Raw genomic sequence first — 13,498 nt, 5'->3', positions numbered from 1 at the left:
TCAACGCTCCTGCGCGGCAGGACATCTCAGCACCTTGGCGTAACCGCCAAACGAACACGGCCCTTACCCCATGCGAGTCTTGCTGTATAGCGATCTAGACACGGAATCGATCCCCGGCTTCAAGAAGCTGCGCACCGCCCTGGAAGCGGACAACTTTCGGCAGGCCGATGTCCGCAAGATCGGCGACAACCTCTATCGGGCACGGCTCAACAAGCGCGACCGGATACTGTTCTCGCTTTACCGGCACGCGGGCGAGACCTGCTGCCTGATACTCGAATACCTGCGCAATCACGCCTACGATCGATCGCGCTTCCTGGCCGGCGACGCGGTGATCGACGAGGACAAGATTCCGCGCCTTGACGCCCCGGACGAGGCGGACGTTGAGGCCCTGGGCTACTTGCACCCGACCCGCGAGCGCTTCCACCTGCTCGACAAGATCCTGACCTTCGACGACGAGCAGGAGGATATCTTCGCCTCGTCGCCGCCGCTGGTGGTGGTCGGCTCCGCCGGCAGCGGCAAGACGGCGCTGATCCTCGAGAAGCTCAAGGAGGCCATCGGTGAGGTGCTCTATGTCAGCCTTTCATCCTATCTGGTGACCAGCGCCCGGGATCTCTACTACGCCCACGGCTACGACAACCCCGACCAGTCGGTGGACTTCCTGTCGTTCCAGGAGCTGCTGGAAAGCATCCAGGTGCCGCAGGGGCGGCAGGTCGAGAACCGCGACTTCCAGGCCTGGTTCCAGCGCCACCGCCAGGGCAGCGGCCTGAGCGACCCGCACAAGCTCCACGAGGAGATCCGCGGCGTGATCACCGGGCCGGTGACCGAGAGCGGCTGGCGATCGCGGGAGGAGTACCTGGAACTCGGCGTCAAGCAGTCGATCTTCCCCGAGGCCGAGCGGCCCCGGGTCTATGACCTCTTCGAGCGCTACCTCGCCTTTCTCGAGGAACAAGGGCTCTATGACCCCAACCTGGTCGCCCACGATCACCTCGCCCTGGTGCAGCCCGGCTATGACTTCGTGGTGGTCGATGAGGTGCAGGATATCACCAACGTTCAGCTCTACCTGATCCTGAAAACCCTGCGCGAGCCCGGTCAGTTCCTGCTCAGCGGCGACGCCAACCAGATCGTGCATCCCAATTTCTTCTCCTGGGCCAGCGTCAAGTCGCTGTTCTTCCACGAGCGCGATCTGACCGGCCACGGCGAGGTGGTGCGCATCCTGCACGCCAACTATCGCAACGCGCCGCTGGTCACGGCGCTGGCCAACCGCATCCTCAAGCTCAAGCATGCGCGCTTCGGCTCGGTGGATCGCGAGAGCAACTACCTGGTGCGCAGCGCCGTCGAGCAGTCGGGGCAGGTACAGCTGCTGGAGAACCGGGAGGCGCTCAAGCGCGAGCTCGATAGCCGCACCGCCCGCTCCACGCGGTTCGCGGTGGTGGTGCTGCATCCGGCGCAGAAGGCGGAGGCCCGGCGCTGGTTCCGCACCCCGCTGGTCTTCTCGATCCAGGAGGCCAAGGGACTCGAATACGACAGCGTCATCCTTTACAACGTGGTCAGCGACGATGCGGACATGTTTCAGGAGATCGCCAGGGGCGTGGACCCCGAGGCGCTGGAACGCGAGGAGCTCAGCTACCGCCGCGCCAAGGACAAGCGCGACAAATCGCTGGAGATCTACAAGTTCTTCATTAATGCCCTCTACGTGGCGGTGACCCGGGCGGTGCGCCACGTTTACCTGGTGGAGACGCGGCTCGACCATCCGCTGCTACGGCTGTTGCAGGTAGAAAGCCTGGAGGGCGAACTTCAGCTGGAGCAGGACGACTCCTCCCTCGAGGATTGGCAGCACGAGGCCAGGCGCCTCGAGCTCCAGGGCAAGGACGAGCAGGCCCAGGCAATTCGCGAGCGGATACTGGAGGAACAGCCGGTGCCCTGGACGGTGCTGGACCATGCCGGCTTCGAGGCGCTACGCGACCGGGTGCTCGCCGAAGGCGGCAAGAAGGCGCGCCTCGAGGTCTTCGAATACGCCCTGCTCCACCATCACCGTCCCACTCTGAACGCCCTCGCCGAGGCCGGCTTCAAGCCCGCCCTGGATACCGAGAACAAGGCGGTGCGCCAGCTCCATCGTAACCATTTCATGAGCTACGAGATGAAGCATCCCACGGCGGTGTTCCGGGATACCCAGCGCTACGGCGTGGACCATCGCACCCGTTTCGGCCTCACGCCCCTGATGCTCGCGGCGCGGCTGGGCAACGCCGCCCTGGTGGAGCAGCTGATCGAGCGCGGCGCCGACCCCACGCTGACCGCCAACAACGGCTTCACCGCCCTGCACTTCGCCCTGGAACAGGCGGTGCTCGACGACGCCTTCGCCCGCCAGCGCCTGGCCGGTCTCTATCCCCTGCTGGCGCCGACGAGCCTCAGCGTGCAGGTCGACGAGCGCCTGGTGAAGCTCGATCGCCGGCTCATGGAGACCTTCCTTCTCGAACTGCTTCAGGCCATGTTCTATCGCCATCTCGGCCCGGCCATGGTATGGCACCAAGGCTACACCGCCCAGGATATCGAGGCCTGGGTGGCCCGGCTTCCCGACCGGGTCCTGCCGCCGCGCCGCAAGCGCCGACAATATCTCTCCAGCATCCTCGCCAAGAACGAGATCCGGCGCGAAGACCGCTACAATCGCAAGCTGTTCCTGCGAGTGAAACGCGGCCACTACGTGCTCAACCCGGCCCTGAAGCTTCGCGACGGCGCGGCGTGGGTCCCATTACACCAGCGCTTCCCGCTGGAGGACCTGGATATCCGCCGCTTCGCGGAAACCCTATCCTCGCAGCAGGCTCACCGGTTTGGCGCCGACATGCTGCACGACCATGATCGGTGGCAGCGTGACAGACTGGACACCCTGCGCCGTACCCTGGAGGCGGATCGGCCCGGGGAGGCATAGTCAGCGCGCCGCCTCAAGGCAGCTGCTGCCTCGGCGATCCGCCGGCGAGGACTGACGCCGCTTATTCCACCGCCCGGGCCGCAGTTTCCCGGGGGGATTCGGCAAAGCGGGCGCGGTAGGCGCGCGAAAAGTGCGCCAGGTGCTGAAAACCGGTGGCTACGGCGGCTTCTGTTGTCCGGCAGCCGCTGCCGGCGAGCAGCTGCTGGGCGCGGTCCAGCCGCATCCCCAGGTAGCACTGCTTGGGCGTCTCGCCGAAATGGGCCCGGAACTGGCGCGTCAGCTGGCGCTGGGACTGGCCCACCAGCCGGCAGATCTCGGGGATCGGCAGCGTTCGGGCCATGTTGGCCTCCATCACCGTCAGGCTCTTGACCACGCTGCGCGGCAGATGCGCATAGCGCACGTCAAGATCCACCGGCGAGCGCTCGTGGCGCTGATAGATCAGCTGGCGGCCGACGGCGTCGGCCAGAGCCGGCCCGTAGGCAAGCCCGATCCAGGCGAGCATCATGTCGATGCTTGCCACGCCGCCGCCGCCGGTCAGTCGCCTGGCGTTGAGCTCGTAGTACGACGAGCTGACCTCAAGCTGGGGAAACTCCCGGCGAAAGGCGGGCACGCTCTCCCAGTGCAGCGCTACCTGATAGCCTTCCAGCACCCCGGCGCGCGCGAGGATGAAAGGTGCTGTATCCAGCCCGCCGAGCCAGCCGCCGTGGGCCGCGACCCGGCGCAGCACCGCACGATCCGGGGCGCTGACGGCGGCCTCCGGCTGATAGGAGGACACCACCATCAGGCTGGCATCGTCGGCCACGCCGTCCAGCTCGCCGTCCACCTCGATGCGCACGCCGTTGCTGGCCACCACGCCTTCGCCGTCCAGCGAGCGCAGCCGCCAGGCAAAGAGATCGCTGCCGAAGCGATTGGCCACCCGCAATGGTTCCAACAGACAGAACAGCGTCAGCATCGAGAAGCTGGGCACCACCCAGACATCCAGGGTGTACTCGGCCTGTTCGGGGTCGAGAAGCGGCGGCGAGTCGGGGCGCGGATAAGGCCAAACGGGGTCGAAGTTGTCGCTCATGGCTAAAATGATCAACAAAAAGTCTATTTTTATCAAGTCATATCCGCCGCCCCGGACTAGGGTAGATGCCCGTCACCCGTAGCACGCTTGTGGAGATGCCGCCATGACTCACGTCAAAACCGTTGCCGACAATCATCGTCTGGTCGTTGACTACCAGGACCAGCCCCGGGAGCTCACAGCTCTCTGGCTGCGCGAGCGCAGCCCTGCCGAGGACACCCTGGATCCCCGCACCGGCCAGCGCCTGATCGAGGCCGCCGCTCTGCCGCTGGACCTGCGCATCGAGCAGGCCGACGTCGACGGCAAGCAGCTTTCGGTACGCTTCAGCGACGGCCATCAGGCCGAGTTCGATCTGGACGCGCTGCTCAAGACATCCTCGGAGAAGGCGGAAAAGCCGCTCTGGGACGCCACCCTCGAGCAAGCACCCCAGGCCGATTTCAACGCCGCCCTGGACGATGACAGCGCGCTGCTCGACATGCTCGAGGGGCTGCACCGCTACGGCTTCGTGCTGGTGTCCAACGTCCCCACCACCGAGGACGGCATGCAGGCGCTGATCGAGCGCGTCGGCCCGCTGCGCCGCACCAACTGGGGCGGCATTGCCGACGTCAAGTCGGTGGCCAACGCCTACGACCTGACCATGACCCAGCGCGGCCTGGAGCCCCACACCGACAACCCCTACCGCGATCCGATTCCCGGCTACATCTGGCTGCACTGCCTGACCAACGCCGCCGACGGCGGCGACAACACCCTGGTCGACGGCTATCGCGCGGCCGAGGTGCTCCGCGAGCGCAACCCGGACGCCTTTGACGCCCTGACCCGGGTCTGGCCCACCTTCCGCTACCAGGACGACACCACCCACCTGGAAAGCGAAGGGCCGCTGATCGAGCTCAACAGCCGGGGCGAAACCGTCCGGGTGCGCTACTCCAACCGCACCGAGCGGGTGCCGGCGCTGCCCGCCGACGAGCTCGAGGCCTACTACGCCGCGCGGCGGGAGTTTTATGAGCTGATCACCGGCGACGAGCTGACCGTGCACCTCAAGCTCAACCCCGGCCAGATGCTGGTCATGGACAACTACCGCCTCTTCCACGGCCGGCGCGCCTACGAGCTGGCCGGCGGCGTCCGCCACATGCGCCAGGGCTACGTAGACCGCGACAGCACCGCCAGCCGTCGCCTGGTGCTGCGCCGCCAGCTAACCCATTCCGCAAGCGAGGAGGTTGCATGAGCCAGGAACAGAATCCTTCCCAGGCCCAGTTCCGCCACTTCGGCGAAGCCAGCCGCGACGAGTGGGCGCTGATCGACGATCATTTTCGCGACTACGTCGCCGACGCCCCGCAGCGGGTGCTTGCGCACCTGCACCGCCTGTCCGGCGATAACCACGGCTACCCGGTCGACCGCTTTGAGCACAGCCTGCAGACCGCCACTCGGGCGCTGCGCGACGGCGCCGACGAAGAGATGATCGTCTGCGCGCTGCTGCACGATATCGGCGACGACCTCTCGCCGGCCAACCACGCCGAGATCGCCGCGGGGATCCTCGAGCCCTTCATCGATCCGCTCAACGCCTGGATGATCCGCCACCACGAGCTTTTCCAGGGCTACCACTACCTCCACTTTTTCGGCCTCGATCGCCACGCCCGGGAGCAGTTCCGCGATCACCCGGCCTACGCGCGCACGGTGCGCTTCTGCGACCGCTGGGATCAGGCCAGCTTCGACCCCAACTACGACACCCTGCCCCTGGAGCACTTCGTGCCCATGGTCGAGCGCGTGCTGAGTCGCGAGCCCTTCGGCGGCCTGCCGGCGGTGACCGACGCGAAGGCAAGCTCATGAACTGTGCCCGGCTACTGATCCAGCAGCTCGAATCCTACGGGGTCGACACCGCGTTCGGCATTCCCGGCGTTCACACCATCGAGCTGTACCGCGCCCTGGGGCAGAGTCAGCTTGACCACCATACCCCGCGCCACGAGCAGGGCGCGGGCTTCATGGCCGACGGCTACGCCCGCGCCAGCGGCAGGCCCGCTGCCTGCTTCATCGTCACCGGCCCGGGCATGACCAACATCGCCACCGCCATGGGCCAGGCGCTGGCCGACTCGGTGCCCATGCTGGTCATCTCCAGCGCCAACCACCGCCCGACGCTGGGCCGCGGCCAGGGCCGGCTGCACGAAATGCCCCACCAGAGCGAGACGCTCGCCGGGGTCAGCCGGCTCAGCCACAGCCTCAACGACCCGGCGGCGCTGCCCGAGGTGCTGGCGCGCGCCTTTGCGATTTTCAGCAGCGCGCGCCCGGGGCCGGTGCACATCGAGATCCCCCTTGACGTCATCGACGCCCCGGCGCCGGCGGAGCCCACGCGGCCGGCGCAGGTCTTTCCTCCCGCGCCGGCTCCCGCCGCGCTTGAGCTTGCCGGCGACTGGCTCGGCGGCGCCGAGCGCCCGCTGGTGCTGCTCGGCGGCGGTACCGCTGCCTACCCCGAGGCGGCCCGGGCGCTGGTCGAGCAGCTCGACGCGCCGACCTTTACCACCATTAACGCCAAGGGCGTACTCGGTCGGGAGCATCCGCTGGACCTGGGCGCCACCATGAGCCTGCCCGCCGCGCGCTGCCTCGCCGCCGGGGCCGACGTGGTGCTGGCGCTGGGCACCGAGATCGGCGAAACCGACTACGAGCTGGACGCCGAAGACGACTTTCACCTCGACGGCAGGCTGATCCGGGTCGATATCGACGCCGAGCAGCTGGGCCGCAACCAGGCCGCCGATCTCGCCATCCAGGCCGACGCCGGCGAGGCCATGCGCGGGCTCGCCGAGCATCTGCCGGCGAGCGCCGCGCGCGACGGCGCCGGGCGCGCCGCCACCCTGCGTCGCCACCTGGCGCTGGCGGATGATCCGCAGCTGGCGCCCTACGCGCCGCTGTTCACCACGCTTCACGACGCGCTGCCCGAGGCCATCCTGGTGGGCGATTCCACCGGCCCGGTCTACGCCGGCAACTTCCTCGCCTCGATGCCCGCCCCGCGGCGCTGGTTCAACGCCGCCACCGGCTTTGGCACGCTCGGCTACGGCCTGCCCGCTGCCCTGGGCGCCGCTCTGGCGCAGCCCGATCTGCCGGTGGTCGCACTGGTCGGCGACGGCGGGCTGCAGTTTGTGCTCGGCGAGCTGGGCACCGCCCGGGATCTCGGCCGGCCGGTGGCCGTGCTCATCTGGAACAACGACGGCTACGAGGAAATCCGCCGCTACATGTCGCTCAGCGAGGTCCCGCACCTCGGCGTCGACCTGACCGCGCCGGACTTCTCGGCTCTCGCCTTGTCCTACGGCTGCCGCCATACTCATGCCGGCAGCCCGACAAGCCTGCACGCGGCGCTTGGCCGGCTCAGCGAGGCCGATTCACCGCTGCTGATCGAGATCGATGCAGCCGCCTGGGCCGCGTCGCTCTGACACCGCGCTCGACATCGTCCGATTTTCACCCCTGATAAGGAGGCGTCTGACGCATGAATACGACACTACAACGCACCGCCACGACCCTGACCCTGATCGCCGGGCTGAGCCTGTCCGGCTCCGCCCTCGCCACCGATGAAGACGACAGCCTGCGCCTGGTGGTTCCGCCCTGGCCAGGGGTCACCGTCAAGAGCGAGATTCTCTCCCAGCTTATCGAGCCGCTTGGCTACACCACCGAAAAGCAGCAGCTCAGCTCGACGGTGGGCTACTCCACCCTGGAAAACGGCGACAGCGACGCCTTTCTCGCCGGCTGGGTGCCCGCCCAGCAGGAAAGCTACGACGCCGCCATGGAAAGCGGCGCCGTTGTCGATCTGGGCAACAACGTCAACGGCGCGCGGATGGGCTTTGCGGTGCCGGGCTACGTCGCCGATGCCGGCATCACCAGCGCCGAGCAGCTGGCCGACCCCGACGTTGCCGAACGCTTTGAGCACAGCGTCTACAGCATCGAAAACGGCTCCACGGTCACCGACATGCTCAACGACGCCATCGACGCCGACGTCTACGGGCTCGGCGACTGGGAGGGCAAGCCTTCCTCGACGCCCGGCATGCTCAGCGAGGTCGAGGGCGCGGCCAGGCAAGAGCGCTGGATCATCTTCTACGGCTGGACGCCGCACTGGATGGTGCCGGAGTACGACACCGTGATTCTCGAGGACCCCGAGGGCGTCTACGGCGACGATAACGGCAGCAGCGCCGTCAAGACCATCGTCACCCAACGCTACGCCGACGCCAACCCCAACATGCTCAAGCTCCTCGACCAGTTCGTTCTCTCCGCCGACGAGCAGAGCGAGTTCATCCGCGCCTTCGGTCTGGAAAAAGGCGACCTTGAAACCGTGGCCCACGACTGGCTGGCCGACCACCCCGAGCGCGTTGCCACCTTCCTCGAAGGCGTCACCACCCGGGACGGCGAAGACGGCCTGGCAGCGGTCAAGGAGAGCCTGTGAACGCACCCCCCGAGTCCGAAGCAGCGATCCGCCATGACCTGGCCGCCGCCTACCGCCTCATCGCCCTGGACGGCATGGACGACGGCATTTCGACCCACATCTCCGCTCGCCTGCCCGGCGAGCGCTTCCTGCTCAACCCCTTCGGCCTGCGCTTCGAAGAGATCCGCGCCGACAGCCTGGTGACCGTGGACGCCGAGGGCAAGGTGCTCGACGACCCTGCGGGGCTGGGCATCAATCCGGCCGGCTTCACCATCCATAGCGCCGTCCACGCGGCGCGCCCCGAAGTCGCCTGCGTGCTGCACACCCACACCGTTGCCGGCGTGGCGCTTTCGTGCCTTGAGGAAGGCCTGCTGCCGCTGAATCAGTGGTCGCTGCAGTTTCACCACCGCCTGGCCTACCACGACTACGAAGCCATCTCCCTGGATCTCGACGAACGCCAGCGGCTGACCGCCGATCTCGGCGACCACTCGGCAATGGTCCTGCGCCAGCACGGCCTTTTGACCTGCGGGAGCAGCGTCGGCGAGGCGTTTTTGCGCATGCGCGACCTGGAGCGCAGCTGCCAGACCCAGCTGGCCGCCCAGGCCACGGGGCGCCCGCTGCGGCTGGCTTCCCCCGAGCTTGCCGAAAAAGTCGCCCGCCAGTACGAAGCCTGGGCCGAGAGCCCCCACGGCACCGCGTGCGCCTGGCAGGCCGAACGCCGCCGCCTGCCCGACGACAACGACACCTCTCCTGAACACTGAGGGCTAACATGCGATATTCCCGACTCACCGAGCGCATCGCCGGCGAAGGCGCGGCGGCCTGGGACATTCACAACCGCGCGCTGGCCCGCCAGGCCGACGGCGAAGACATCACCGTGCTCTCCGTCGGCGATCCGGACTTCGATACCCCGGCGCCGATCGTCGAAAGCGCCGTGGAAAGCCTGCGCGCCGGGGCCACCCACTACCCCGACGTCCAGGGCAAACTGGCCCTGCGCGAGGCAATTGCGCGCCGCTATCAGGCGGGCGGGGTAGATATTTCGCCGGACAACCTGATCATCATGGCCGGCGCCCAGTGCGGCCTTTACGCCGCCGCCCAGTGCCTGCTCGACCCCGGCGACGAAGTCATCGTCGCCGAGCCGAGCTATGTCACCTACGAAGCGGTGCTTGAGTCCACCGGCGCGACCATGGTGCGCATTCCCCTGTCCGGCGATAGCGGCTTTCGCCTGGAACCCGCCGACATCGAAGCAGCCATCACCCCGCGCACCCGGGCGATCATGCTTAACAGCCCCCACAACCCCACCGGCCAGCTGATCGACGCCGAGCAGTGGGAGGCCGTGGCGACGCTCTGCCGCCGCCACGACCTCTGGCTGATCTCCGACGAGGTGTACGCCGAGCTGATCTTTGAAGGCGATCACCTCTGCGCGGCAGGCCTGCCCGACATGGCCGAGCGCACCGTGGTCGTCAACAGCCTCTCCAAGTCCCACGCCATGACCGGCTGGCGGCTGGGCTGGGTCCTCGGCCCCGAAGCTCTGATCGGCCATCTGAGCCACCTGGCGCTGTGCATGCTCTACGGCTGCCCGGATTTCGTCCAGGACGCCGCCTGCAGCGCCCTCGAGCAACAGCCGCCCCAGCTCGACGCCATGCGCGAGGCCTACCGCGCCCGCCGCGACGCCGTCTGCGACGCCCTCGGCGACTGCCCGGCAGTCGAGGTTGTCAAGCCCGCGGCCGGCATGTTCATGATGGTCGACGTGCGCGCCACGGGGCTTTCGTCCCAGGCCTTCGCCGACCGTCTGCTCGACGAGCAGGGCGTGTCGGTCCTCTCCGGCGAGGCCTTTGGCCCCTCCGCCGCGGGCTTTGTGCGCCTCAGCCTGACCGTCGACGAAGCGCAACTGCGCGCGGCCAGCCGGCGCCTGGCACAGACCGCCACGGCGGCCCGGGCCGAGGCTGCCTCTCTTTCCCCCGTCCAATGAGTTGCCTATGACGACATCGTCTAACGCTACTTCGTCTTCTTCCACCGCTTTGGCGGTGGAAGCCCGCCACCTCGTCAAGCGCTTCGGCGATCTTGAGGTACTCCGCGACGTCTCCCTTGAGGTCAGCGAGGGCAGCGTCACCTCCATTATCGGCGCCAGTGGCTCGGGCAAGAGCACCCTGCTGCGCTGCCTGAACCTGCTCGAACGCCCCGTGCAAGGCGAACTGACGATTGCGGATGAAACGATTCGCTTCGACCGCAATCGCCAGGGCGACATTGTCGGCCTGGACCGGCGCCAGCTGCAGCGGCTGCGCGCCAGAGTCAGCATGGTGTTTCAGCAGTTCAACCTCTGGCCGCACCTCACGGTGCTGGGCAATATCATCGAAGCGCCCATGCGCGTCCAGAAGCTGTCGCGCAAGCGCGCCGTCGAGCGCGCCGACCACTATCTGAAGCGGGTCGGCATGGCCGATAAGCGCGATAGCTATCCCGCCTTTCTCTCCGGCGGCCAGCAGCAGCGCGTGGCCATCGCCCGGGCACTGGCCATGGAGCCCAAGGTTCTGCTGTTCGACGAGCCCACCTCGGCGCTCGACCCCGAGCGGGTCAGCGAGGTGCTCAGCGTCATCCGCAGCCTCGCCGATGAAGGGCGCACCATGGTGCTGGTGACCCACGAGATGGCCTTTGCCCGGGAGGTATCCGACCAGATCGTGTTCCTCGACCGCGGCGTGGTCGGCGTTGCCGGCACTCCCCGGGTCGTCTTCGAGAGCAATGACAACGAGCGCTGCCGCCGCTTCGTCGCGCCGGCGGCCTGACGCCGTCACCGCTCCTGCTTCTACCCTCGTTACGGAGATCACCATGAAAAACAATCTACTGACCGCCGCCGCCCTTGCCCTGCTGACCTTTTCCACTATTACCCCGGCAGACGAGCCGCTGAAAATCGGCATTTCGGCCGAGCCCTACCCGCCCTTTACCTACACCTCCGCCGACGGCGGCTGGTCCGGCTTTGAAGTCGAGCTGGGCCTGGCCTTCTGCGAGGCCATGGAACGGGAATGCGAGATCAAGCCCACCGGCTGGAGCGGGATTATCCCGTCGCTCAAGGCCGGCCGCATTGACATGATCATGAACTCCATGTCGATTACCGAGGCCCGCCAGCGGGTCATCGACTTCAGCGACCCCTACTACTTCACGCCGGGCGCCTACGTGGCCGCCAAGGATATGACGCTCACCCCGCCGGACGACCTCGACGGCCAGGTGCTGGGCGTACAGAGCGCCACGACCAACGCCACCTACACCCGCCGCGCCCTGCGCGACAGCGGCGCCCAAGTGCGCCTTTACGACCAGGCCGAGCAGGTCAACCGCGACCTGCTCTCCGGACGTCTGGACGTGATACTCGCCGACCAGATCGCCATGCTTGAGCTGGTCGAGCGCGACGCCGCCGAAGGCTTCGAGATCAAGGGCACCGCGCCGCATCACCCGGCCTACGGCGACGGCGTTGGCATCGGCCTGCGCCAGGACGACGACGCCCTGGAAGCCGAGCTCAACGAAGCGATCGCCGAGGTGCTGGAAAACGGCACCTGCACCCGCCTTTCCAACGAGTATTTCGATACCGATATCTGCACCTGACCCCCGTCCTTAACGACGCTCCCCGGGAGGCGCCAGCGGCGCCTCCCCTTTTGCCTCAACAGGGACCTCACACTGCCATGAACGACGTTTCCCAAGAGGGGCTGCTCGACTGGGCCGGCCCCATCGCCGAGGGTGCGCTGACGACGCTGGAAATCGCCGTGCTGTCCTACGCCATTGGCCTGGTGCTGGGCCTGATAGGCGCCAGCGCGCGGCTCAGCCCCTGGGCGCCGCTGCGCGGCCTGGCGACCGCTTACTCCACCGCGGTGCGCGCCATCCCCGAGCTTTTGCTGATCATCCTGCTTTATTATGCCGGCTCTCAGGCGCTGACCGCCCTGACCCAGGCGCTGGGCCTGCCCGGCCAGGTCGCCATCAGCGGCTTTGTCACCGCCGTGGGCGTGCTGGCCTTTGTCCAGGGCGCCTACATGACCGAGGTGCTGCGCGGCGCCATTCTGGCCATCCCCAAGGGGCAGCTGGAAGCCGCCGATGCCTTCGGCTTCTCCGCCTGGACGCGCTTTCACCGCATTGTCATCCCGGGCATGCTGCCCAACGCCATTCCCGGCATGTCGAACCTCTGGCTGATCCTGATCAAGGACACCGCCCTGATCAGCGTGATCGGCTTCAGCGAGCTGTTCTTCACCGTCCAGCAGGCCGCCGCCAGCACCCGCGCCCAATTTCTGTTCTACTCCGTGGCTGGCGTCATCTACCTGGCCATGACGCTCACCTCCACCGCGCTGTTCGCGCGCCTGGAGCGCTACGTCCGTCGCGGCCAGCCGGCCAACGAGGAGGGCTGACATGGATTTTTCCTGGCTGAACGACCCTTTCTATCAGTCCTATCTCATGGAAGGCTTTATCAATACCCTGCTGCTCATCGCCGTGTCCGCCGTTGGCGGCCTGGCGCTGGCCGTCGCCCTAGCCATGGCGCGGCTCAAGGGACCGCGGCCGCTAGCCTGGGTGATCCACGGTTTCACCACGGTGATGCGAGGCACGCCGCTGCTCGTGCAGCTGTTCTTTTTCTACTACGGCGTAGGGCGCCTGCTCGAAGGCATCCCCGGTATCCAGGAAAGCCTGATCTGGCCGGTGCTGCGCGACCCCTTCTTTTACGGCGCGCTCACCTTCATCCTCAGCGTCGGCGCCTATTCCGGCGAGGTAATCCGCGGCGCTCTGCTCAGCGTGCCCGCCGGCGAGCGCGAGGCCGGCCGCGCCTTTGGTCTCTCGCCGGTTCAGGTCTTCTTCCGCCTGTGGCTGCCCCGGGCCATCCAGACCTGCCTGCCCACCCTCACCGGTGAGATGGTCCTGCTGCTCAAATCGATACCGCTGGTGTCAACCATCGCCATGATGGACCTGCTCCAGGCGGCCAACATCATCCGCGACGAGATGTTTCTGGTCTACGAGCCGCTGATGCTCATCGCCGGCATCTACCTGGCCATGACGGTGGTGCTGACGCTGGTGCTGCGCCAGCTCGAACAGCGCTTCCCCGGCATGCGCCCGACCCGGGGCCGCCGGCTGATACCGGGGCGCGCCTGAGCAG

12 protein-coding genes are annotated in these 13,498 nt (G+C 67.3%); 11 read left to right on the top strand and 1 reads right to left on the bottom strand.

Going from position 1 to position 13,498, the window contains the following annotated elements; all coding sequences use genetic code 11:
• Positions 1-70 precede the first annotated feature (70 nt).
• Positions 71-2,923 (top strand): ankyrin repeat domain-containing protein, encoded by a 2,853-nt coding sequence (locus tag RS027_RS07800; protein WP_311955743.1) that lies wholly within the window; start codon positions 71-73, stop codon positions 2,921-2,923.
• Positions 2,924-2,984: 61 nt separating this feature from the next.
• Here the strand turns inward: RS027_RS07800 and RS027_RS07795 are convergent, their stop codons facing one another.
• Positions 2,985-3,989, bottom strand: a complete 1,005-nt coding sequence (locus tag RS027_RS07795) for a GlxA family transcriptional regulator (protein ID WP_311955741.1) — start codon at positions 3,987-3,989, stop codon at positions 2,985-2,987.
• Positions 3,990-4,092: 103 nt separating this feature from the next.
• Between RS027_RS07795 and tmpA the strand changes: the two genes are divergently transcribed.
• The 10 genes from tmpA (at position 4,093) to RS027_RS07745 (ending at position 13,494) form a co-directional block, all read left to right on the top strand.
• Positions 4,093-5,208 (top strand): 2-trimethylaminoethylphosphonate dioxygenase, encoded by a 1,116-nt coding sequence (tmpA, locus tag RS027_RS07790; RefSeq protein ID WP_311955738.1) that lies wholly within the window; start codon positions 4,093-4,095, stop codon positions 5,206-5,208.
• Complete coding sequence (locus RS027_RS07785; RefSeq protein WP_311955734.1) at positions 5,205-5,810, top strand: HD domain-containing protein; 606 nt, start codon at positions 5,205-5,207, stop codon at positions 5,808-5,810. Before tmpA ends, RS027_RS07785 begins: the two co-directional genes overlap by 4 nt.
• Positions 5,807-7,402, top strand: a complete 1,596-nt coding sequence (locus RS027_RS07780) for a 5-guanidino-2-oxopentanoate decarboxylase (RefSeq protein ID WP_311955733.1) — start codon at positions 5,807-5,809, stop codon at positions 7,400-7,402. Before RS027_RS07785 ends, RS027_RS07780 begins: the two co-directional genes overlap by 4 nt.
• Before the next feature lie 53 nt (positions 7,403-7,455).
• Entirely contained in the window at positions 7,456-8,403 is a 948-nt protein-coding gene (locus RS027_RS07775; RefSeq protein WP_311955730.1) for a glycine betaine ABC transporter substrate-binding protein, read from the top strand.
• A complete protein-coding gene (locus tag RS027_RS07770; RefSeq protein ID WP_311955728.1) occupies positions 8,400-9,143 on the top strand; it encodes a class II aldolase/adducin family protein in 744 nt (247 codons plus the stop codon). Before RS027_RS07775 ends, RS027_RS07770 begins: the two co-directional genes overlap by 4 nt.
• Positions 9,144-9,151: 8 nt before the next feature.
• Complete coding sequence (locus RS027_RS07765) at positions 9,152-10,351, top strand: pyridoxal phosphate-dependent aminotransferase (protein WP_311955726.1); 1,200 nt, start codon at positions 9,152-9,154, stop codon at positions 10,349-10,351.
• A 7-nt stretch (positions 10,352-10,358) separates the two neighbouring features.
• Positions 10,359-11,159: an ATP-binding cassette domain-containing protein gene (locus RS027_RS07760; protein ID WP_311955724.1), complete on the top strand. Its 801-nt coding sequence runs from the start codon at positions 10,359-10,361 to the stop codon at positions 11,157-11,159.
• A 43-nt stretch (positions 11,160-11,202) separates the two neighbouring features.
• On the top strand, positions 11,203-11,970 hold the full coding sequence (locus RS027_RS07755; protein WP_311955723.1) for a transporter substrate-binding domain-containing protein: 768 nt from the start codon (positions 11,203-11,205) through the stop codon (positions 11,968-11,970).
• A gap of 77 nt (positions 11,971-12,047) precedes the next feature.
• The gene (locus RS027_RS07750) at positions 12,048-12,761 is read left to right on the top strand and encodes an ABC transporter permease (RefSeq protein WP_311955721.1); all 714 of its coding nucleotides are present in this window, start codon (positions 12,048-12,050) and stop codon (positions 12,759-12,761) included.
• A 1-nt stretch (position 12,762) separates the two neighbouring features.
• Complete coding sequence (locus RS027_RS07745; protein ID WP_311955719.1) at positions 12,763-13,494, top strand: ABC transporter permease; 732 nt, start codon at positions 12,763-12,765, stop codon at positions 13,492-13,494.
• The last annotated feature ends 4 nt before the right edge of the window (positions 13,495-13,498 follow it).

The sequence above is a fragment of the Halomonas garicola genome (assembly GCF_031935715.1).
Classification (GTDB): Bacteria; Pseudomonadota; Gammaproteobacteria; order Pseudomonadales; family Halomonadaceae; genus Vreelandella; species Vreelandella garicola.
This window is presented reverse-complemented; position numbering and strand designations above follow the sequence as displayed.